The 21,971-nt window shown below is 72.1% G+C and carries 19 protein-coding genes; 12 read left to right on the top strand and 7 right to left on the bottom strand.

Features of this window, described 5'->3' with window-relative positions; genetic code table 11:
• Positions 1–368: 368 nt before the first annotated feature.
• The 4 genes from WMF45_RS31030 to WMF45_RS31015 form a co-directional block, all read right to left on the bottom strand.
• Positions 369–1,922 carry a hypothetical protein gene (locus tag WMF45_RS31030; RefSeq protein WP_437708663.1) on the bottom strand — a complete coding sequence of 518 codons (1,554 nt, stop codon included), beginning with the start codon at positions 1,920–1,922 and terminating at the stop codon, positions 369–371.
• A gap of 132 nt (positions 1,923–2,054) precedes the next feature.
• A complete protein-coding gene (locus WMF45_RS31025) occupies positions 2,055–3,137 on the bottom strand; it encodes an ABC transporter substrate-binding protein (RefSeq protein ID WP_437708662.1) in 1,083 nt (360 codons plus the stop codon).
• The gene (locus WMF45_RS31020) at positions 3,137–3,919 is read right to left on the bottom strand and encodes an ABC transporter permease (protein WP_437708661.1); all 783 of its coding nucleotides are present in this window, start codon (positions 3,917–3,919) and stop codon (positions 3,137–3,139) included. The genes WMF45_RS31025 and WMF45_RS31020 overlap by 1 nt, the downstream gene beginning before the upstream one ends.
• A 180-nt stretch (positions 3,920–4,099) precedes the next feature.
• Entirely contained in the window at positions 4,100–4,231 is a 132-nt protein-coding gene (locus WMF45_RS31015; protein ID WP_269454198.1) for a hypothetical protein, read from the bottom strand.
• 389 nt (positions 4,232–4,620) lie between these two features.
• On the opposite strand from WMF45_RS31015, the gene WMF45_RS31010 reads away from it, so the two are divergent.
• The 6 genes from WMF45_RS31010 (at position 4,621) to WMF45_RS30985 (ending at position 10,802) form a co-directional block, all read left to right on the top strand.
• Positions 4,621–5,262, top strand: a complete 642-nt coding sequence (locus WMF45_RS31010) for an HAD family hydrolase (RefSeq protein ID WP_437708660.1) — start codon at positions 4,621–4,623, stop codon at positions 5,260–5,262.
• Positions 5,263–5,418: 156 nt separating this feature from the next.
• Positions 5,419–6,387: a hypothetical protein gene (locus tag WMF45_RS31005; protein ID WP_437708659.1), complete on the top strand. Its 969-nt coding sequence runs from the start codon at positions 5,419–5,421 to the stop codon at positions 6,385–6,387.
• 258 nt (positions 6,388–6,645) lie between these two features.
• Positions 6,646–7,173, top strand: coding sequence for an RNA polymerase sigma factor (locus tag WMF45_RS31000; protein ID WP_437708658.1), 528 nt, complete (start codon positions 6,646–6,648; stop codon positions 7,171–7,173).
• Positions 7,170–7,934, top strand: coding sequence for a hypothetical protein (locus WMF45_RS30995; RefSeq protein WP_437708657.1), 765 nt, complete (start codon positions 7,170–7,172; stop codon positions 7,932–7,934). Before WMF45_RS31000 ends, WMF45_RS30995 begins: the two co-directional genes overlap by 4 nt.
• A gap of 10 nt (positions 7,935–7,944) precedes the next feature.
• Positions 7,945–9,216, top strand: coding sequence for a glycosyl hydrolase family 8 (locus tag WMF45_RS30990; protein WP_437708656.1), 1,272 nt, complete (start codon positions 7,945–7,947; stop codon positions 9,214–9,216).
• Between the two features lie 443 nt (positions 9,217–9,659).
• The gene (locus WMF45_RS30985) at positions 9,660–10,802 is read left to right on the top strand and encodes a purple acid phosphatase family protein (RefSeq protein WP_437708655.1); all 1,143 of its coding nucleotides are present in this window, start codon (positions 9,660–9,662) and stop codon (positions 10,800–10,802) included.
• A 39-nt stretch (positions 10,803–10,841) separates the two neighbouring features.
• Here WMF45_RS30985 and plsY read toward each other — a convergent pair whose 3' ends face one another.
• A complete protein-coding gene (gene plsY / locus WMF45_RS30980; protein WP_437708654.1) occupies positions 10,842–11,489 on the bottom strand; it encodes a glycerol-3-phosphate 1-O-acyltransferase PlsY in 648 nt (215 codons plus the stop codon).
• Between the two features lie 127 nt (positions 11,490–11,616).
• Here plsY and WMF45_RS30975 point away from each other — a divergent pair, with 127 nt between their 5' ends.
• The 5 genes from WMF45_RS30975 (at position 11,617) to WMF45_RS30955 (ending at position 18,234) form a co-directional block, all read left to right on the top strand.
• Positions 11,617–12,894 carry a patatin-like phospholipase family protein gene (locus WMF45_RS30975; RefSeq protein WP_437708653.1) on the top strand — a complete coding sequence of 426 codons (1,278 nt, stop codon included), beginning with the start codon at positions 11,617–11,619 and terminating at the stop codon, positions 12,892–12,894.
• A gap of 142 nt (positions 12,895–13,036) precedes the next feature.
• Positions 13,037–14,995 (top strand): bifunctional serine/threonine-protein kinase/formylglycine-generating enzyme family protein, encoded by a 1,959-nt coding sequence (locus WMF45_RS30970; RefSeq protein ID WP_437708652.1) that lies wholly within the window; start codon positions 13,037–13,039, stop codon positions 14,993–14,995.
• A 325-nt stretch (positions 14,996–15,320) separates the two neighbouring features.
• Positions 15,321–15,944 (top strand): STAS domain-containing protein, encoded by a 624-nt coding sequence (locus tag WMF45_RS30965; protein WP_437708651.1) that lies wholly within the window; start codon positions 15,321–15,323, stop codon positions 15,942–15,944.
• A 77-nt stretch (positions 15,945–16,021) separates the two neighbouring features.
• Positions 16,022–17,218, top strand: coding sequence for an oxygenase MpaB family protein (locus WMF45_RS30960; RefSeq protein WP_437708650.1), 1,197 nt, complete (start codon positions 16,022–16,024; stop codon positions 17,216–17,218).
• 113 nt (positions 17,219–17,331) lie between these two features.
• Positions 17,332–18,234, top strand: a complete 903-nt coding sequence (locus WMF45_RS30955) for a hypothetical protein (protein ID WP_437708649.1) — start codon at positions 17,332–17,334, stop codon at positions 18,232–18,234.
• Between the two features lie 84 nt (positions 18,235–18,318).
• Here WMF45_RS30955 and WMF45_RS30950 read toward each other — a convergent pair whose 3' ends face one another.
• Complete coding sequence (locus WMF45_RS30950) at positions 18,319–19,047, bottom strand: alpha/beta fold hydrolase (protein ID WP_437708647.1); 729 nt, start codon at positions 19,045–19,047, stop codon at positions 18,319–18,321.
• A 6-nt stretch (positions 19,048–19,053) separates the two neighbouring features.
• Positions 19,054–20,055 (bottom strand): alpha/beta hydrolase fold domain-containing protein, encoded by a 1,002-nt coding sequence (locus WMF45_RS30945; protein WP_437708645.1) that lies wholly within the window; start codon positions 20,053–20,055, stop codon positions 19,054–19,056.
• A gap of 197 nt (positions 20,056–20,252) precedes the next feature.
• On the opposite strand from WMF45_RS30945, the gene pgm reads away from it, so the two are divergent.
• Positions 20,253–21,899 carry a phosphoglucomutase (alpha-D-glucose-1,6-bisphosphate-dependent) gene (pgm, locus tag WMF45_RS30940; protein WP_437708643.1) on the top strand — a complete coding sequence of 549 codons (1,647 nt, stop codon included), beginning with the start codon at positions 20,253–20,255 and terminating at the stop codon, positions 21,897–21,899.
• Positions 21,900–21,971: the final 72 nt, after the last annotated feature.

The raw sequence follows: 21,971 nt of genomic DNA, 5'->3' as shown, positions 1-21,971 counted from the left end.
CGCGTCCTGGTGGCGTGTTGGTGAATGCTGCCGAATGTTCCCGAAGGCCGTTGATGCGCGTCGGGCGATGCCCTGCCGGCCCGCCGCGGGGGCACCGGCGGGAACGCGCGCGTCGGTTCGTCCGCGAGACGGCGGCGCGAGGGCGTCGCCGTCGACTCGACGGCTCGGTGGGACTGCGCAGCATCTGGCGCGCGGGGGGGGGCCGCGCGGTCGAGGCGTCGCGCTAGAGCGACAAACGGGTTGAAACCCCGGAAAAGAACAGGAATTTGAACCGCCAAGCGCGCCAAGGACGCCAAGATTCTGTTTTGTTCTTGGCGTCCTTGGCGCCTTGGCGGCTAATTTCTTGCTCGATCAACGTGATCGGCGTCCTAGGGCTGCGTCGGCCAGGCGACGCGCGTCGGCACGAGCCGGGGCTCGACGGTCCCGTCGCCCAGCTCCCCGTTCCTGTTGTCACCCCAGCAGAGCATCTCGCCCGTGCGCTTGAGCGCGCAGCTGTGGTCATCGCCGAGGGCCAGCTCGACCACGTCGGTCAGCCCGATCGTCTCCGGAAGGAGCCCCGGATCCTGCGTGCCGTTGCCGAGCTGACCCTTCGCGTTGTCGCCCCACAGGAGCACCTCGCCGCCCGCCAGCACCGCGCCGGAGTGCCTCGCGCCGAGCGAGATCCGGGTCACGTCCACGAGGTCCGGGATCTTCCGGGGAACCGCCTCAGGGTTCACGAGGCCAGTCCCCAGGCGGAACTGCTCCCCCTTGCCCCAGCAGGAGGCCACGCCGCGCGCCGGCGCGGCGCACGTGTGCAAGGCGCCCGCGGCCGTGAGCGCGACGCTGGTGAGGCCCGCGACGGGCTGCGGGGTGTTCTGCTGGTTGAAGTTGCCGAGGCCGAGCTGGCCGCTCTCGTTGTGGCCCCAGCAGTTCATCGTGCGCTCGCCCATCCGCTCCATCATGCCCGCGCAGGTGTGCGAGAGTCCGGCGCTCACCGAGTCCACGCCGTCCAGCATCACGGTGGGCTCGACCCGATCGACCTCGTCGCCGTAGCCCAGCTGGCCGGAGCTGCCCTCGCCCCAGCAATAGAGCTCGTGCGACGCCGTCACCGCGCAGGTATGGGTCCCGCCGACGGCGACCTGGGTCGCGCCCGCGAGCTCCTTCGCGCGCACGGGGGAAGGGGAGTTCGTCGCCTCGCCGTCGCCGAGCTGCCCGCTGTTGCCCGCGCCCCAGCACGCCACAGCGCCGTCGGTCAGCACCGCGCAGGTGTGCGCGCGCCCCGACGAGACGCTCGCCGCGACCCTGGTGGCGCCGCTGAGGCCCGTGACCGGCCTCGGGATCGGTCGATCCTGCTGCAGCGTCCCGTCGCCGAGGTTGCCCCAGGTGTTCCTGCCCCAGCACCAGACCGAGCTGTCGCTGAGCACCGCGCACGTGTAATCCGTGCCGGCCGCGATGTGCGTGGGCACGACGCAGGCGCCCCGCACGCACTGGCCGCCGCAGGGCTTGTCGCACCTGCCGCAGTGCGCGGTGCTCGTGAGGAGGTCCACCTCGCAGGCGTTCTCGGGGTCCTTGTCGCAGTTGCCGCGGTTCTCCTCGCACGCCGGCGACTGGCAGACCCCGTCCAGGCAGGTCGGCTCGCCGCCGAAGGCCGGGCAGGCGACGTCGCACTCGCCGCAGTGCTGCGCGTCCGTCATCGGGTCGACGCATGCGTCGCCGCAGACCATGCCGCCCCCAGGACACCCGCCGCCGCTCCCGCCGCTCCCGCCGCTCCCGCCGCCGGTGCTCGAGCTCGTCGACGCGTCGGGCGGGCGCGCCGTGAACTCGTCGCCGCACGCGGCAAAAGCGATGGCGGCGGCGGCGACGGCGGCAGGCACGTACGCCGCCGCGAGGGGCAGCGAGGCGAACGGGAGCCGGCTGGCCCGAGGTCGATGCGTGGAAGCCATGGAGGGCGTTCTTCCCTTGCGTTGAGGCGCGGCTGCGCCACGAGGCGCGGCGTGCGACATTCTAGACGAAGTCGCGGGCCGGGATCTCTCGCCGCGCGCCGCGCCTGTCGCGCCGCGCGCCTGTCGCGCCGATCAGCGCGTCGCGACGAGCACCTCGTCGATCGGCGGCGCCTTCTCGAGCACGCCGAGGTCCACGAGCTGCTTCGCGAGCGTCTCCCAGCGCTCGCTGGTCATCACGCCGAGGCCCTTCTCCTTGGTCTCGGTGGTCTCGATCAGCGGCCGCTGCGCCTCGGCCGCGGAGACGAAGGTCTCCGCGTCCATCGAGGTGTTGAGCTTGGCCATGATCTCGTTGGACCGCGTCGGATCCTGGAGGTATGTGCGCCAGCCCTCGCGCGTCGCGCGGACGAACGCGCGGACGCGCTCCGGGTTCTCCTTCCAGAGGGCTGCGCGCGTGATCACGACCACGACGTACGGGTTGAACCCCTCGCTGGCCACCAGGAACGCGGCGGGATCGCTCCCCTTGCGCTTGGCCGCGATCGGCTCGGCGGTGATGAAGCACTGCTGGGAGAAGTCCTTGTCGGCGACGAAGCGGGCGACGCCGCCGTCGTACGGCACGACCTTCACCTTGTTGAACCCGTACTTCTTCTTGAGGTACGCGGCGTAAGGCAGCCCCGGCTCGATCGCGAGCGTGCCCGACTTGAGGATGTCGGCGATGCTCTTCGCGCCGCGGCTCTCGTGGGTCATGATGGCCTGCGGCGAGGTCTGGAACACGGCGAAGAGGGGGAGCACGTCCGCGCCGCGGGCGCGGGCGGTGAGCACCTCGTCGGCGCCGGAGATGCCGAAATCCACCTGCCCGCCGGCCACCATCTGGACGACCGGCACGCCGGCGCCGCCGCCGAGGATCTCGACATCGAGCCCCTCCTTGGCGAACGCGCCCGACTCGCGCGCGGCGTAGAACCCGCCGAACTCGGGCTCCGGGACCCAGTTGAGGGCGAGCTTCACCTTCGCGGCCGGCGCAGCGGGGGCAGCCGCGCCGGCCGCGCCCGGCGCGCTCTGCGAAGGCGCGGCCGGCGCGCTTCCTTGCGGGGACGCGGACGAGGCGCGCCCGTCGCCTTCCGTCGACTGCGAGCGCGAGCAGGCGGGGGCGAGGAGGGGGACGGCGGCGAGGGAGGCGAGCTGTCGAAGGAACGACCGGCGGCTGTCGGGGAAGTCCATCAGCGATTGATCTCCGAAGGATGCCAGCGCCGCAAGAGCCGCCTGCCGGCGAGGTCGACGGCGCCGAACAGCGCGAGGCCGAGCCCGGAGGCGAGCAGCACGGCGGCGAAGAGCAGATCCGTGCGCAGCTGGCGGTAGGCGGAGAGGACCAGGATGCCCAGGCCGGCGGCGTCCTCCGAGAAGCCGGCGACGAACTCCCCGACGATCGCGCCGATGACGGCGAGGCCCGCCGCGATCCGGAGCCCCGTCACGAGGTGGGGGAGCGCCGAGGGCAGCTCGAGCTTGCGGAGCGTGGCGAAGCGGCCCGCCCCGTAGAGCCGGAAGAGATCCCGCAGCGCGGGCTCGACGGAGCGCAGGCCCGTGAGCGTGTTCGCGATGACAGGGAACACCGAGACGATGAACGCCGAGACCGCGACCGCGCGCAGGCCGGGGCCGCACCAGAGCACGAGCAGCGGGGCGATGGCGACGATCGGGACGGTCTGCAGGAAGACGGTATAGGGATAGAGCGCCCTCTCGAGCGGGCGCGACGAGGCGAGCGCGATGGCGGCGAGCACGCCGACCGCGGCGCTGAGGAAGAAGCCGGCGAGCGCGGCCTTCGCCGTCGTGACGGCGCCGGCGAGCAGGGTGGCGGCGTTCACCGCGCCCGCCCGCGCCACGTCCGAAGGGGGCGGCAGGAGGTAGGCGGGGATGCTGAGCGCTCGGGCGAGCGCCTCCCAGAGCGCCAGCAGGATCACGAGCGCGGCGAGCGGCGGCGCGACGGCTTGGAGCGGGGTGAGTCGCACGGCTCGGCCCTCTCTAGCGCGAGGCCGCCGCGCCAGGAAGATGCGGTGGAAGAAATCAGGCTCGTCCGTGGCCCGGCGCCGAGCGACGCGCGCGCCGAGCCCCGGGAGAGGCGAGGTGGGGTGGAGAGCTCTGTCGAAGCGGGGTATGCACCGCGCCGAGCGCGGCCCCGCTCGGTCCGGCTACTTGCCCTTCTTGGCGGGCGCGGCCGGAGCAGGCGACGCCTTGGCGGTCGCGGCTGCCTTCTTCTGGTTCTTCTCCGCCGTGTCCTGCTTCTTCTGTCGCTCTTTGGCCTTCGGAGATTTGTCACCCATGGGAGCACCGCCTCGGTGGATGTGTTGGTGTTATCCGCCTTGGCCGAGGCTAGCACCATCTCTCGTGGCGCAGTCACGAACTTTGTACTTCGCGAGCGCTTATGTCTCGGCTTCTCCGCGTCTCGTCTCGCCCCGTCTCGCCGCCTTGTCGGTGTGTCTCTGGGTTGCCTCGCCCACCGTCAGGCGGCAGGGAAACCGTCGATGCGTTCGGCTGGGACCCTTGCTGGTTCCGGCGGATGGGTGGCCGCCGCGGGCGTCCACGACGTGAATCGCGCCGGCCTGGCGCTCGCGTGCGCGCGTCCTTCCGAACGGTGAGAGGCCGAGGCGTGGCGCCCGCTGCCGCCGGGCTCGCTTGCCGGCATCGAGGAGCGGCGCTACGAAGGCCCCGCGTGTTCAAGGCCATCCTCTGGGACAACGATGGAGTCCTCGTCGACACCGAAGGGCTTTACTTCCAGGCAACGCGCGAGACGATTGCGTCGGTCGGCGTCGATCTCACCCTCGACGACTATCGCCAGCTGTTCCTCGTCGAGGCGCGCGGCGCCTGGCACCTCGCCAGCGCTCGCGGGGTCGACGAGGCGGGCGTGCGGCGGCTGGCCGACGAGCGGGATCGGCGGTACCTCGAGCTCGTCGCGGGCGGAGACACGCTGTTGCCGGGCGTGCGGGAGGTCGTCACGGAGCTCGCCGCGCGCTTCCGCATGGCGATCGTCACGAGCAGCAAGCCCGAGCCGTTCCACCGAGCGCACGCGGCGACGGGCCTCCTGCGGTGGTTCGAGTTCGCGCTCACGCGGGATCAGTACGCGCGCGCCAAGCCGGATCCCGAGCCGTACCGGATCGCCTGCGAGCGGCTGGGGCTCGCCGCGCGCGATGTCCTCGTGATCGAGGACTCCGAGCGCGGCCTCCGGTCGGCCAGGGCCGCGGGCCTGACGTGCTGGGTCGTCCCGTCGCCGCTCACGGCGTCGTCGGACTTCACCGGCGCGGACGCGGAGCTCGGATCGCTGCGCGAGGTGCTCGCTCGCCTCCGAGGAGCGTGAGCGCGACCTCACGCTCGCGCGATGAGGTAGCTCACAGCGCCTGTGTGTGCGCGCCGCCGCCGCGCCGCGTCGCCCCCTGGATTTTTGCACGCTGCACATCGGCTGGGTGCATGACCATCTGGCGGTTCGCGAACAGTTCGTGGCACCTTCGGGCCCGTGGCTTCCGGTGACGGCATCTCGCTCATCGAGCTCGTCGTCCTCGGTTGGTCCTCGGCCACCGCGGCGCCGGCGCCGATCCCTATTCGCATCGACTTCGATGCCCCGGCGGACTGCTCGACCGCCGACCAGTTCTACGAGGGCCTCCGTGCCCGGTCGGACCGCGTGCGCCTCGCGGCGGACGGAGAGGACGGCTGGGGGGTCCGCGTCCGGCTGAGCCGCGGCGGGGCCGGGGTCCACGGCGAGCTGCGCGTCGTTCACGCAGGCGGCGAGACCGACACGCGGATCGTCGATGCCACATCGTGCGACGTCGTGGTCCAGGCGCTCTCGCTCACCGCGGCGCTCTCGCTCGACGAGGTGGTCGAGGTGACCGCGCCCCTCGCTCCCCCTGCGCCGCCGCCGCCCGCTGCCCCCCCGGCGCCACCGGTCGCCCCGCGAGAGGCGCCGCCGCTCAAGTTCGCGCTCGGCGCGCACGTGGTGGTGACCCAGGTCGTCGCACCTCATGCGAGCCTGGGCGGCGCCGTCGGTGCCCGGGTGACCCCGCACGTCGAGGGCCCGTTGAGCCCCTCGTTCGGCCTCTCGCTGATGTACGCGCGGAACGACCTGCTGTCGGGCGGCGACAGCGTCCTCATCCAGTGGGCGGCCGCGGCCCTCTCCGCGTGCCCGGTGCGCTGGCAGCTCGGCCCTGTCGTCAGCGCAGAGCCGTGCGTCGTGGCCGCCGGCGGCTGGCTCGCGGCGGCGGGACGAGGTATCTCGAACCCGGAGTCCGTCGTGCGATCGTGGTGGAGCGTGGGAGGCTTCGCGCGCGCCGCTGCGCTCCTCGGCGGGGGGACCGCCCTCGAGCTCGAGGCCGGCGTCCTCGTGCCGCTCGTTCACCGGCGGTTCACGATGGGGTGGTCTGCAGAAACGGTCGGCGAGACGCCGGTGATCTCGCCGCTCGTTGGCGTTGGAATCGTGCACAACTTCTAAGCCAGGATTCTGTGATCACTCCGACTCGCGCTGGGAATTATGACCCATGCACGGCATCCGGAAGCTGGGCCGCAGGCGCGCTGCCCCCCCCGACCCGAGGACAATGTTCCGCTCTGGCTGTCGCCCGTTGCTTCCGGGTAGAGTCCGTTCTTCACTGGTCTCATGCCTCGCCTCGCGGTGAGCATGGTTGCCGACGTCATGACATCGCCTGCTTTGCCTGACAGCGAGCCGGCGAGCGTTGCTCCATCGGCGGCAAACGTGAAGCAGCGGGACGCGCGCCTGCGACGGATGGTGGACGCTCATCTTGACTTCATCGGGCGGGTGCTCCGCAACGCGGGGACCCCTGCTGCCGAGATCGACGATGCGGTGCAGCGCACCTTCATCGCCGCCGCGCAGCGGCTGGACGACGTCCGGCCGGGCGCCGAGAAGAGTTTTCTTCTCCAGACCGCGCTTCACGTAGCCGCCCACGCGCGCCGCAGCGCCGCGCGCCGGCGAGAGTTCCCCGCGGCCGAGCCGCCGGAGGTAGTGGACGCTGCGACACCCGAGCAGCTCACCAGCCAGAAACACGCGCGACAGATGCTCGATCAGGTCCTCGACCAGATGGAGTCCGATCTGCGGACCGTGTTCGTGCTGTACGAGTTCGAGGAGATGAGCATGGTGGAGATCGCCGGCGTGCTGGGGATCCCGCAGGGCACCGTGGCCTCTCGGCTGCGAAGGGCCAGGGCCGATTTTCGTGAGCGCGTCCGCGCGCTGGAGCTCGTTTCGACGAGCGAGGTGAGACGATGATGGAACCACGTCGCCTACTGGAGGAGAGCGACAACCCGCTCGAACGCGCGCTGCTGAGCGCAGGCGCGTCGTATCCCACGTCACCGGAGACGCGCGCGAAGACGCTGGCCGCGCTGGGACTCGCCGGCGCTGCAGCCCTGTCGGCCAGCGTGGCGGCGCCTGCGGCGCTCTCTGCGGCAGGGGTGTCCGCGACGTCCTCGTCGCTCGCCGTGAAGCTCGGCTGGACCAAGATCCTCGTCGCGCTCTCGACGGTGGGCATGCTCGCCGGCATCCCGGCGGGCTACCTCGCCTGGCGCGGGCAAGACGCGCCGGACGTCGCCGCGGCGCACCGCTTCGGCCCCGCGCTCGCCGATCCTGCCGCGCAGACGGGGGCGCGGCCGCCTGCACAGGCGCCGGCGCCGGAGGAGGCTCTCGCGGAGGACACGATGGCCCCGGCGCTCGCGGGTGGCAGCAGCGCTGCGGCCACGAAGCTCGATCCGAAGCCGTCCGGTCCCCGCGCCCTGGAGGCGGAGCTCGGCGCGCTGGACGCGGCGCGCACGATGCTCGCGAGCGGGAACGCGCGAGGCGCGCTCTCGCTCCTGGACGCCTACTCCAGGGCGCATCCGCGCGGGCGGCTGAGCCTCGAGGCCGAGGTCCTGCGGATCGACGCGCTCGCGAAGAGCGGCCGCTCCGACGCTGCCTCGCAGCGCGCCGCGGCGTTTCTTCGCCGGCATCCGAACAGCGTGCTTGCTTCCCGGGTACGGCGCTATGTAAACAACTAAACTCTGGGTCATGCGTCGCCCTGCCCTCCTCCGTTCGTTCCGCGCAGCTTCCGGCGTCGCCGGTGCCTGGATGGCGGTGTGTGTGCTGCCTGGGTGTGTGACCACGGTGGATTCGCTCGGCTACGACCGGATGAGCAGCGATGAGCTCGGTCCGCTGACGGGCCCCTCCGAGTACCCCAACGCGTTCCGCGACGTGCTCGGCAAGACGGACGAGGAGATCGCGGCCAAGATCGAGGACAGCTTCGATCAGCTCTTCTACGGCGATCGCGACGAAGAGACCGTCTACTACCCGGTGCCCGGCACCGAACAGGCCTACATCTGGGACGACTACCACAATAGCGTGCGCTCCGAGGGCATCGGCCTCGGGATGATCATCACCGTCGAGCTCGACAAGCGAGACGAGTTCGACCGGATCTGGAGATACGCCAAGTCCACTCTCCAGCTCAAGTCCGGTCCCGGCCAGGGATATCTCGTGTCCTGGTGCGACGTCCCGGGGGGCATGGCGGTGGCGTGCTTCGATCCCTTTGGCCTCCAGCAGGTCGCGATGGCGCTGTTCTTCGCCCACGGCCGCTGGGGGAGCGACACCGGGACCATCGACTACGGGCTGGACGCGATCGGCCTGCTCGAGGTGATGCGCCACAAGGAGGCCCTGAACGGGGGGGTCGTCTCGGGGTTTACCAACACGTTCGATTCGACGACGAAGCTCGTCTACGACTACCCGCACGTCTCGGTGGCGGACGTCACCCGTCCCTCCATCGAGATGCCCGCCTATTACGAGCTCTGGGCGCAGGCCATGCGCGACCCCTTCTGGTCCGAGGCCGCCGCCAGCGCGCGCATCCACTGGCAGGGGGCCGCGCACCCGAGCACCGGGCTCATCCCGGTGCGCGCCCACTTCGACGGCACGCCGGTGCTCAACTGGGACTACTTCGGCTCCGAGGCCTACCGCACGCAGCTGAGCCTCGCGCTCGACCACGTCTGGTTCGGCGTCGACCCGTGGCAAGTGGAGGAGGCGGACCGGCTGCTCGGGTTCTTCTCGAAGCTGGGCATCGACAAGTACGGCGCGGTCTTCAAGATCAACGGCGCGATGCTCAACGCCACGCCGGAGTCGGCGCTCATCTTCATGAACGGGGTCACCGGGCTGATCGCGACGAACGACGATCGCGCCGACTACATCGAGGCGGTGTGGACGACGCCGCCGGCGACCGGGGAGACCCGCTACTTCTCGAGGTTGCTCCACATGCTCTCGCTGCTGGTGCTGAGCGGGCAGTTTCGCGTGTACTGAGCCGGCGCGCGGGCGTCTCCGCGCGGCGCGCGGGGGCTCTTCTCGATGGAGCGGGCGGACGACAGAAGGCGGCGTGCGAGAGCGCACGAGGCTTCTCCCTGGCGAGCGTCGGCCAGAGGAAAGCGGCGAGCGCTGCGCATCGGTACAGGCTCGGGGCAGGAGGCGTCTCTCGGATCATGTTGGCTCCGTTGTCAAATTTGAAAATGATATTCAAATTCTATATGTGGTCTGTCGGAAGGGGAGGTTGATGCTGGGGGGGCGGATCGGGCTCAGCGCCCGTCGTGGCGGTGGTTCCGGCCGGGCCGCGGCGCGGATACCGTGTTGACGCCTGTGTCCGGTCTGGGTGGAAGCGCTTGCGTGCTCGGGGCTGCTGGCGCGCCGGGGCGAACAAAGCTTTGGGCGGGTGATCCTCGGAGACCGGCGTTGGTTACAATGAGCGCCAGATGAAGCCTCTCCGCGCAGCTCGTCCTCTCGCGATCTCCACGAAGTCCGTTGTTGCCCTCGTCCTCTCCGCGTCGCCGGCCGTCGCGGTCGGCGCGGGCTGCGGCGTGGCGGACAGCGTGCCGATCCCGATCGCCGGAGCGCACGACGGGACAGGCGATGAGCTGACCAGCACGGGCGCCGCGAGCATCGGCGCCGGGCCGAGCGGCGGGAGCGCCGGGGACCCCGGAGCGGGCTCGGGCGCGGGGCGCGAACAGGCCATCGGGACCGTCGTCTCTCGCCATGATGTCGTCAGGATCCTCGCGATCGGCGACACCGGCGAGGGAAACCTCGCGCAGAACCAGGTCGCCGATCGGATGAGCGAGAAGTGCATCGAGGTCGGGGGCTGTCACGCCGTCATGATGAACGGCGACAATTTCTACGATCACGGCGTGGTCGACACGATCGATACGCAGTGGGGCCCCAAGTTCGAGCAGCCCTACGACAGACCGGGGCTGAACGGCCTCCCGTTCTACGCGGTGCTGGGGAACCACGACTACGGCCCCAGCAGCAGCGGCGTGCGGCAAGCGCAGATCGACTACTCGCGGCTGCCCGTGGGCGACGGGTCCGGCATGCGGCTGACCGACAAGTGGCACATGCCCGCCTCGTATTACGACGTTCGCGTCGGCGACGTCCATCTCTTCGGGATCGATACCGTCGACTTCACCTCCGATGACCAGGCGCGCTACATGAGCGCGCGGGTCGCCGCCTCGGACGCCACGTGGAAGATCGCCTTTGGCCATCACCCCCGCTACACGTCCGGAGCTCACGCCTCGGACAACCCGTCGCTCGGGATGAGCGGGATGTTCGCCATGCAGCAGGCCATCTACTGCGGGACCGACATGTACATGGCCGGCCACGACCACAACCTCGAGTTCATCGACAAGGGGCGAGACGAGGGCTGCCCGAACACCTATTTCGCCGTCAGCGGGGCCGGCTCGAAGATCCGCCCGGTCTCCTCCTCGATCCCGACCGAGCCGGGGCAGCTCTTCTTCACGGACAAGACCGAGGGCTTCGCCTACCTGCGGTTCGAGGGGAGGAACCTGCTGTTCGAGTTCATCGACAAACAAGGCGTGGTGATCTTCACGAAGACCATGACCAAGTGAGCGAGCGCCGCGCTCGGCGGCCGAGCGACGCCGCGGCCGTCAGCGGCGCTCGCCGTCGCGCGGCGGGCCGTCGTGCTCGTCGTGGCGCCGCCTCCCGAACGAGATCGTGCTCTCGGTGCCCGCGAGCATCCGCCGGATGTTCGGGATGTGCTTGAGCCAGACGAGCGCGGCGAGGAGCAGCGAGAGGGAGAGGGCCGGGGCGCCCCGCTCGCCGAGGAGCCAGAGGAAGAGGGGCAGGGCGAGGGCCCCGGCGAGGGAGCCCGCCGAGACCATGCGGGTCACCCGCACGATGACCGCGAAGACGGCCAGCGTGGCGAGCGTGGACCGCGGCGCCAGCACCAGCAGGACACCGCAGGACGTCGCGACGCCCTTGCCGCCCCGCATCCCGAGGAAGACCGTGTAGTCGTGGCCCAGCACCGCGGTGAGGCCGCCCGCCGCGGCGACCCACCCGCCCGGCGCGACGGAGAGCCACGACGCGAGGGGCCCGGCGACGAGCGCGCCCTTCGCCACATCCGCGGCGAGGACGGCCAGGCCAGGCCCCCAGCCGAAGGCGCGCAGGACGTTCGTCGCGCCGATGTTCCCCGAGCCGACCTCGCGGAGGTCGACCCCTTTGACGAACCGGCCGAAGAGGTAGCCTGTCGGGATCGCTCCGAGGAGGTAGGCAAGGGCCAGGTAGATTGCCGTCATCTGCCGTCACCGCGCGCCTCCATGCCCGCGCTCACGGCGGGTGTAGCACGCGCGCCGGCACGCGCGCCGGGCTTGAGCGCGCGCCAAAGAGACCATGTCACGGTGGCGATCATGGTATTCTGCGAACATGGCTGACCTGGCGCCCGTCTCGACCCGGAGTGGCCGCGCCCCCAAGATCGCGCTCGTCCTGGCCGGCGGCGCCGCGCGCGGCGCTTACGAGGTCGGCGTGGTGCAGCACATCCTCGAGGACGTCTCTCGCGATCTCGGCCGCGAGGCGCCGCTCGATATCCTGTGCGGCACCTCGGTCGGCGCCATCAACGTCTGTGGGCTCGCCGCGTTCGCGGACGAGGCGCGGAGCCGCGCGCGGCGGCTCGCCGGGGTGTGGACGCGCCTGCGCATCGACGATCTCGTGCGCCTCGACGTGCGCGGCGTGCTCGCGGTCGGGCACGATCTGCTCCGCGGGGGCGCCGCGAGCGCGCCCGCGAGCGGCGGACGCGCCGCGCTCCTCGACACGTCGGGCCTCGAGCGGCAGATCGCGGAGGCCGTGCCCTTCGAGCGGATCGACGGCCACCTCGAGAGGGGGCTCCTGTCGGCGCTGACCGTGTCGACGACGCTGGTCAAGAGCGGCCGCACCGTCGTCTTCGTCCACCGCCGCGAGCCCGGCCTGCCGCCCTGGAGCCACGACCCGACGATCTCCCCCCGCGCCACCGCGATCCGCGCGCAGCACGCGCTCGCCTCGTCCGCGCTCCCCATCCTGTTCCGCCCGGTGAACATCGACGGAGAGCTCTACTGCGATGGCGGGCTGCGCCAGAACGTCCCGCTGTCGCCCGCGCGGCGCCTCGGGGCCGACGGCGTGATCGTGGTCAATCCGCGGTACATCGAGCCCGCGTCGAGCGCGGCCGAGCGCGACGCGCCGGGCTTCCCCGGGCCCCTCTTCCTGCTCGGCAAGACGCTGAACGCGCTGATGCTCGACCGGATCGACAACGACCTGGCGCGCCTCGAGAGCATCAACGGGATCCTGGAGGCGGGGCGGCGGCGCTATGGCGAGGGCTTCATCGGCGAGCTCAACGACGAGCTCGGGCTGCCGCCGGGGCGCGCGCTCCGGCCGATGCGGTCGCTGCTCATCCGCGCCTCCAAGGACATCGGCAGCCTGGCGGCGGAGTTCGTGCGATCCCCGGCGTTCCGCGCGCGGGCCACGAGCGTGCTCGGCCGCGTGATGCGGCGCCTCGCCGAGGGAGACGAGCAGCGCGAGGCCGACTTCCTGTCCTACCTGCTGTTCGAGGGGGAGTTCGCGGGGCGGCTCATCGAGATAGGCCGCGCGGACGCGCGCGCGCGGCACGAGGAGCTGTGCGCGTTCTTCGAGCGGGCGCTGAGGCCGGGCGGGTTCGAGGAGCGGGCGCCCTGAGGGGGCCTGGAGACACAGGCACGCTCTGGATCCGTCCGGATCCTCTCGGGCGCTGGGGCTCAGACGGCGTCGGGGCGCTCGGCGCCACTCTCGGCGCGAGCTCCGCGCGGCCGCGGCGCCCGGTGTAGACTCGCGCCGCGAGATGGCACCTTCGGATCCCTTCGGCTGGGTGGGCGCGACGATCGGCGGCAAGTACCGGCTCGACGCCGTGGTCGGCGAGGGCGGGTTCGGCGTCGTCTACCGCGGCCAGCACCTCGGGTTCGACGAGCCGGTCGCGGTCAAGTGCCTGAAGCTGCTCGGATCGCTGGCCCCGGCGGAGCGCGCGTCGTTCCAGCGGATGCTCCTCGACGAGGGGCGGCTCCTCCACCGCCTCTCCCGGGCGAGCGCCGGCATCGTGCAGGCCCTCGACACCGGCGCCGCGGTCTCGCCGTCGGGCGAGTGGACGCCTTATCTCGTGCTCGAGTGGCTCCATGGCGTGCCGCTCGACCGCGAGATCGCCGAGCGGCGCGCTCGCGGCGAGGCGGCGCGCCCGCTCGCCGAGGCGGTCGCCCTGCTCGCGCCCGCGGCGTACGCGCTCGATGTCGCGCACGCGCAGGGCGTCGCCCACCGCGACGTCAAGCCGGCCAACCTGTTCCTCGCGGAGATCGGCGGCCGGCGCACGCTGAAGGTGCTGGACTTCGGCATCGCCAAGGTGCTCGGCGAGCTCTCGAGCATGACGCAGGCGATGGCCGAGACAGGGAGCGCGCTCCGGGCCTTCACCGTCCATTACGGCGCGCCGGAGCAGTTTCACCACCGCTTCGGCGCGACCGGGCCGTGGACCGACGTCTTCGCGCTCGCCCTGGTGCTCATCGAGGTGGCCTCGGGCAACCGCGCCCTCCTCGGCAGCGACGTCACGCAGCTGTACATCGCCGCGACCGATCCGGCGTTCCGCCCGAGCCTGGGCGGCGCGGGCGTGAGCGCGCCCGACGCCGTCGAGGCGGTGGTGCGCCGCGCGCTCGCGATCGACCCGCGGGAGCGCTACCGCACGGCAGGCGAGCTCTGGGGAGCGCTCGAGGCCGCGATGGCGACGGCCGCGCCCGCCGGCGCGCCGCCCGAGCCATCCCTCACGACGATGCGTGGCCTGGCGACGAGCGCGCCGCCGCAGGCAGCCCCGCAACCGGCGTCGCCCCCTCCCACGCCCCAGGCCACCAGGGCCGCTCCGCGGCGGCGCCTGTTGCCCGCGCTGGTCTCGGCGGCCGCGCTGGCCGTGGCCGGCGCAGGGGCCGTCGCGTTCGTCCGCCACCGCGCCCCCGACGGCGCGCGACCGGCACGTGCGCTCGGCGGCCTGACCGCGCCCCCGATGAAGGCGCCGCCCGCGCCGGACATGGTCCGGATGCCGGCAGGCCGCTTCACGATGGGCAGCGCGAAGGGCGGCAAATCCGAGCGCCCGCCCCACGAGGTGACGCTGACCCGCGCGTTCGACGTCGATCGCACCGAGGTGACGGTCGCGGCCTACCAGCGCTGCGTCGAGGCGGGCCGGTGCACGCCCAGCGGCCTGCACGGCCCCCGCACGACCGACGCCGACGTCGAGCAGCGCGGCGCGCTCTGCACCGCGGCGGATCCCGCGAAGTCGCAACACCCGATCTCGTGCGTCGACCAGGCGCAGGCGGCCGCGTACTGCGCCTTCGCTGGCAAGCGGCTCCCGACCGAGGCCGAGTGGGAATACGCCGCGCGCGGCGCCGACGGGCGCGAGTATCCGTGGGGCAACGAGCCTCCGGGGTGCGCGCACGCGGTCGTGTCTCGGCCTCCCGGGCAGGGCTGCGGCGGGCGCGGCCGGGGCACCCAGGAGGTCGGCTCGGCCAAGGCCGGAGCGAGCTCATCGGGCGCGCTCGACATGGCGGGCAACGTCTGGGAGTGGGTGGCTGACGGCTGGGACCCAGGTGTGTATGCCAGAGGCGCCCAGACAGATCCCCAGGTGCCGGCGACCGGGAGCAGGGGCGTGCTCCGGGGGGGATCGTGGGACTTCTCCGCCAGCACGGCAAAAGCGACCTTCCGGCTCGCGTATGATCGTGAGGCAGGTGACGTCTCCACCGGGTTTCGTTGCGTTCGCTCGGTCGATTGAACACGAGGTCCCGAGAGCGGGCAGCGGGGAAGCGCGCATCAGCCGGCCAGGCTCATTTCAGCCGCGCCGGGGATAGGCTATCTATCCCATCTTGGTCGAACGTCGGTTCACATGCCCGAACGCGAGGTAGGATGTTGGGACACGTAGAGCCGTGCGATCGGGCGCACAAGACCAGGTCACCGCCAGCACGTCCTCCCATGCGGGCCGGCGAGGTCCACCCCGCGCATGAGCCCGGTGACCCCGCTTCCTCACCGATCCATCCCTGCTGCGCCCACAGGAGCCCATGCAAGAATCCGAGAAGTTGATCTCCATCGAGGAAAGCCGGATGCAACGCGTCATCGATGCGGTTGCGCTCGCGTCCACGGGAGAGGTCGAGCTCGCGCTGAAGCAGCTGGCGGCGGTCGAACACGACGCCTTCGGGGTGATCGAGGAGGCTCTGCGCGTCTTTCTCTCCGAGCTCTCCGCGACCACGCAGCAGAAGAGCCAGGCGCTCGCCGCGCTCGCCGCCTCGAAGCGCGAGCTCGAGCATCAGCTGGACACCATCCAGCGCCAGGAGTGCGCGATCCGGGAGCTCTCGGTGCCGATCATCGACATATGGCACGGCATCCTCACGCTCCCGCTCGTCGGGCTGTTCGACTCGGTGCGCGCGGTCGAGGTGACCGAGCGGCTCCTCGTGCGCGTGGCGGAAGACAGCGACGTCGAGTGGGTGATCCTCGATCTGACCGGCGTCACGCTCATCGACTCCATGACCGCCCAGCACCTCATCAAGCTGGCTCAGGCGGTGCAGCTCCTCGGCGCGCGCTGCGTCCTCACCGGCCTGGGCGGTCATGTCGCGGAGACGCTCGTCGCGATCGGCGTCGCGTTCGATGAGCTGAACCCGATGCGCAGCCTGCGGGAGGGGCTCAGGTTCTGCCTTGCGCAGCGGGGGCGCGCGATCTCACCGCGGTGATCCGCGGAGCTCCGCTTCGTGCGGCGTCGCCTTTGCGGAGCGCGGCCGATGTGCCAAGGGGTATCCTGTTGCAGCCCATGGAGAACGCGACGATCCCCGCTCGCTTCCAGGACACCGCAGACGCCCGCCGTCGCTTCGGCGACCAGCTCGATCGCCTGGGGCCCTTCCTGCTCCGCGTCGATCCGGTCGCCGACGCCCTCGTGGACGCGTTCGCGTCGATGCCGCCGGGCCAGGGCTTTCGCCTCCTGGAGGCTGCCCTCGCGCGCGGCATGCGCGGCATGGACGATGACCGCACGGCGAAAGAGGCCCCGGCCGAGCTGCGGGCGCTCTTCGCGTCGGTCGATCACGTGCCCCTCTGGGTCGACTGGGAGGCGGTGAACCGCGGCGGGGCGGCGTTCCTGCGAACGGGCGTCCTCGGCGGGATCTTGCTCGCGATGCAGTCGCTCATCCTCGGGTACGCGTCGCCCGGCGGGAACAAGCCGCTCGTCTTCTCGGGGAGGCTCCGCGAGCAGGCCGAGCGCCGCCTCGCCGAGACGAGCCGGTTCGTCTATGCGGTGAGCCAGGCGAACGGAATGCGCCGCTCCGGCGAGGGCTTCGCGATCACCGTCAAGGTGCGTGTCATGCACGCGCAGGTGCGGCGCCTCATCCGCGCGAGCGGCCGGTGGCAGGCGGCCCTCTGGGGCGAGCCGATCAACCAGCACGACATGGTGGCGACGGCGCTGCTCTTCTCGGTCGCGGTCATCGACGGCCTCGACAAGCTCGCTTACCGCTTCGCGCCCGACCAGAGGGAGGACCTCGTCCACCTCTGGCGCTACGTGGCCCACGTCATCGGCGTCGAGCCGGAGCTCATCCCCGGCTCCTATGTCCAGGCGCGACGGCTGGCCGAGATGATCTTCGCGACGCAGGGCGCGCCGGACCACGACTCGCGCATGCTCGTGGACGCGCTGCTCACCCGCAGGGTGCGCAGCGCGCGGACCGACGGCGAGCGCCGGAGCGCCGAGCGGTTCATGGCCATCTCCTGCGGCCTCTCCCGGGCCGTGCTGGGCGACGAGCTTGCCGAGCAGCTCGGCGTGCCCCGGCAGCGCTCGCACCTCGTCGTGCCGCTGCTCCGCGCCGTCGCCGCCGCGTCGAGCCGCGCGCACGCGCTGCCGCACCTGCAGGATCTCGCGCTCGACCTCGGCGACCTCCGCTGGCGGCGCGTCATCTCGATGGGCCTCGGCGGCCGCCCGGCCGACTTCGCGCCTCCGGAGCGCCTCGCCGGCAGCGGCACCTGAGCGGTCGCGGGGCCAGGCGGCCCCGGCGCCGGATGTCCAGGGCGATGGCGCGGGAGCGGGCGCGGCAGTCGGGGTTGAACCGCCCTCCGGTTCTGCGGTACGAGACCGCCGGCATGGAGATCATCCCTTACGGTGGTTGGAAGCGTGCCGCGCGCCTCGTCTGCGGCGACACGGAGCTCATCGTCACGCTCGACATCGGCCCGCGCATCATCCGGTACGGCGTCATCGGCGGTCCGAACGAGTTCTCCGAGATCCCCGAGGACCAGGGCGCGACAGGCGGGACCAAGTACAGGTTCTACGGCGGTCACCGGCTCTGGATCGGCCCCGAGGACGAGCAGCGGACGTTGCAGCCCGACAACGATCCGGTCGACCACCGGGAGGAGAACGGCGCGCTCGTGCTCCGGACCGCGCCGGACAGGTACGGAATGCAGAAGGAGGTCCGCATCGCGGCGGACGCGGCGGCGGGCAGGTTCGTCATCGATCATGCGATCGAGAACCACAGCGCCTATGCGGTCGAGTTCGCCCCGTGGTCGCTCTCCGTGATGGCGGGCGGCGGCGAGTGCCTGTTCCCGCAGGCGCCGTTCGTCCCGCACCCCGATCGCGTCCTGCCGGCGCGGCCGCTCGTGCTGTGGTCGTACACCGACATGGCCGAGCCCCGGTGGACCTGGGGCAAGCGCGTGATCCGCCTGCGGCAGGTCGCGGGCAAGGGGCCGCAGAAGGTGGGTGCGCTCGTGACCCAGGGCTACGCGGCGTACGCGAACCACGGGAACGTGTTCCTGAAGCGGTTCCCGTTCGTCGAGGGCGCCACGTACCCGGACATGGGGTGCAACTTCGAGACGTTCACGAACGCGGACATGCTCGAGATCGAGTCGCTCGGCCCGCTGCAGCGCGTTTCGCCCGGCGCCCGCGCGGAGCACCGGGAGGCGTGGTATCTCCTCAAGGGCGCTCAGCCGCCCGCCGAGGAAGGCGCGTGCGCGGACTGGCTCGAGGCGACGGCGAAGGACAGGCCGCTGTGAACCGCCGATCCTGAGCGCGAGGGGGGCGGGGCCCTCCTCGCCACCGCCACGGCCTCCCGCGGGGGACGGCGAGGCGGGCGGCGCTCAGGTCTCCACCTTGTCGGCCGCGCGCCTCAGGAAGCCCTCGATCGCGCGCGCCGACGCCTCCGGCGCGAGCTGCAGCACGAGGTGCGGAGCGTCGACCGTGACGTACTCCAGGTCGGGCCGCATGCGGCGGAGCTCGCGCAGCACGCGCGGTGGCACCAGCGCGTCGCCCGCGGCGCCCAGGTAGAGCAGCGGCGCGGCGCAGCCCTGGAGCGCCGCGCGCGCGTCCACCGAGAGCACCTCGCGCACGCGCGCCGCCATCACCGCGGGATCGACGGTCTCGACGTTCGCGGCCACGCGCTCCAGCCACGCGGCGGAGGCGCGCGCGCCGACGAGGTAGCGGCGCGACACGAGCTCCGGCGCGCGGCGCCGGAAGAGCCACGGGCCGACGAGGTGCCGCGCCAGCGACGGCACGAGCCACACCGGGTTCGTGACGAAGGTGGCCACGAGCACCACGCCGACGAGCTGGCCGGCGCTCCGGCAGGCCAGGCGGAGCGCGAGCGGCCCCGAGAACGACTCGCCGAGCAGCGCATACGGCCCGTCCGCGGGCAGGCGCGCCGCGACCAGCTCCTCGAGCGCGCCGTAATCGAGCGCCCTGTCCGCGGGGTAGGAGACGACCTCCGGCGCGATGTCGGCGGACAGCGTCGAGAGAAAGGGCTCGAAGAGCGCGCCAGTGCCGTCGAGACCGGGGAGGAGCAGCAGCCGGAGCGGCGCGTCGCGGGTCGCCATGGGCCGTCAGTCGGGGGGCCGCTCGGCGCGCACGGGCTCGCTGGAGACGACGATGGGCGCGCGCCAGAGGACCCTGTCGAGGAACGCCAGCACGCGCCGGTCGATCTCGGCGCCGCGGAAGCCGTGCCCCCACGCGGCGACGGGGACGAGCACGCTCGGCACGTCCGCGCTCAAGAGCGCGCCGTGCATGGCGACGGAGAGGCGGAACGGGACCACCTCGTCGCGCGTGCCGTGCATCAACAGGAACGGGGGATCCTGCGCGTCGACGTGGTGGATCGCGGAGGCCGAGCGCACGAGGTCCGCGCGCTCCGGCGGAGGGCCGTCGAAGAGCGGATCGAGCCGGCCGTGCATCTCGGCGATCGCGTCGGGCGTCGTCGCCGAGGCGAAGAAAGCCGCCATGTCCGTCGGTCCGCAGAAGTTGATGACGGCCTCGACACGGCTCGTCGGCGGCCGGGGGCCGCCCGGAGGAGGCTCTCCCTCGATCGCAGCATCGCCGGCCGTCGTGCCGAGCACGCTCGCGATCTGGCCGCCGGAGGACTCTCCCCAGACGGCGATTCGCTCCGGATCGATGCCATAGCGGTCCGCCGCCGCGCGCGCCCAGCGGACGGCGGCCTCCGCGTCGCGGAGCTGCGCGGGCCAGGGGAAGGCCGGCGTGAAGCGGTAGTCGATGGTGATCCCGACGTACCGGCCCGTCGCGACGAGCTGCGGGAGGAGCTCGTGGCCTTGCTCCCGCGAGCCCCGCCTCCAGCTCCCGCCGTGGAGGTACACGACGGCCGGCAGGCGGGCCGCGCGCGGCGGATCGGGCCGGAGGACGTCGGCCAGGAGCCGCTGGCCGCCGGCGAGGCTGTACTCGACGCCGCGCTCGACGACGACGGAGCTCCGGCGCGCAGCGGTCGAGGCGGGCTTCCGCGGGGCCGGCGCGCCGGCGGCGGCCTGCGCGCCGGCGCAGCCGGAGAGCGACGCGAGGAGCACCAGCGCGGCAGCGACGGCGCGGCCGCGCAGGCGCATCGTGCGGTCTCCGTTACCCCGTGTCATCGGCTGTCCCCCGTCATCTGCCAGGCGAGCATACCGTGGCACAGGAGGCGCAGCAGCAGGAAGGAAGGGACTCCGAGGCGCCGCGCACCCGCGAGCGGAAAGGCGCGGAGCACCCGCCGCGCGCTGCGGAGGGCTTTGTTCGTCCCGCGCGCTCGACTATGCGGAGGCTCATGCCGCTCCACCCGCTCGCAGGCCGCAAGGCCCCTCCCGATGTGCTGATCGATCCCGACGCGCTGCGCGCGCAGTACTACAGCGAGCGCCCCGACATGGGCGATCCGCAGCAGCGCGTCGCCTTCGGCACCTCCGGCCACCGCGGCTCGGCCGCGCGGCGCAGCTTCAACGAGGCGCACGTCCTCGCGGTCGCGCAGGCCATCTGCGACTACCGCGCGAAGGAGGGAACGACGGGCTCGCTCTACCTCGGCATGGACACGCACGCGCTCTCGGAGCCGGCGCAGCGCAGCGTGATCGAGGTCTTCGCGGCCAACGGCGTCGACGTCCTCATCGCCGAGCGGAACGGCGTCACGCCGACGCCGGCCATCTCGCACGCGATCCTCACCGCCAACCGCGGGCGCACCTCGGGGCTCGCGGACGGCGTGGTGATCACGCCGTCGCACAACCCGCCCGACGACGGCGGCATCAAGTACAACCCGCCGAACGGCGGGCCGGCCGACACCGCCGTCACCGGCTGGATCGAGGCGCGCGCCAACGAGCTGCTCCGCGCCGACAACGCGGGCGTGAAGCGCACGCCCTACGAGGCCGCGCTGCGCGCGCCGACGACCCACCCGTACGATTTCATCGGCCCCTACGTCGCCGATCTCGGCAACGTCGTCGATCTCGAGGCCGTCCGCGGCGCGAAGCTGCGCATCGGCGTCGACCCGCTCGGCGGCTCGAACATCGCGTACTGGGCGCCGATCGCCGAGAAATTCGGGCTGGATATCACGGTGGTGAACCAGGCCGTCGACCCCACCTTCAGCTTCATGCCCCTCGATCACGACGGCAAGATCCGCATGGATTGCTCGTCGCCGCACGCGATGGCGAACCTCATCGCGCTCAAGGACGACTACGATCTCGCGTTCGGCAACGACGCCGACTCGGATCGCCACGGCATCGTCACCCGCAGCGCCGGGCTGATGAACCCGAACCATTACCTCGCCGTGGCGGTGTCCTACCTCTTCCGGAACCGCCCGCTCTGGCGGTCCGACGCGGCCGTGGGCAAGACGCTCGTCTCGAGCAGCATGATCGATCGGGTGGCGAAGGACCTCGGCCGCCCGCTCCGCGAGGTGCCGGTCGGCTTCAAGTGGTTCGTCGACGGGCTGCTCGACGGCTCGCTCGGCTTCGGCGGCGAGGAGAGCGCGGGCGCCTCGTTCCTGCGGAAGAACGGGCAGGTGTGGTCGACGGACAAGGACGGTATCCTCCTCGACCTGCTCGCCGCCGAGATCCTCGCCCGCACCGGGCGCGACCCGGCCGAGCACTACCGCGACCTCACCGCGCGGTTCGGCGCGCCGATCTACACGCGCATCGACGCGCCGGCCACGCCGAGCCAGAAGAGCGTGCTCAAGAAGCTCTCCCCCGACGCGGTGCGCGCCGAGACCCTCGCGGGCGAGCCGATCACCGCCAAGCTCACGCGCGCGCCCGGCAACGGCGGCGAGATCGGCGGGCTCAAGGTCGTCGCGGAGAACGGCTGGTTCGCCGCGCGGCCCTCGGGCACCGAGGACGTCTACAAGATCTACGCGGAGAGCTTCAAGGACCAGGCGCACCTCGATCGCGTGCTCGACGAGGCGCGCGCGATGGTCTCCGACGCGCTGTCGGCCAAGTGAGCTTTCCGGGCGCGCCCGAGAGCTCTTGATCTCCCGGGGCGCCCCCGGGACCTCGCGGCCGCCCGCCCCCGG

This window comes from Sorangium sp. So ce448, from assembly GCF_051520915.1.
In the GTDB taxonomy this organism is placed as follows: Bacteria; Myxococcota_A; Polyangia; order Polyangiales; family Polyangiaceae; genus Sorangium; species Sorangium cellulosum_B.
Note: the sequence above shows the minus strand (reverse complement) of the source record. Positions and strands in the feature narration are given on the sequence as shown.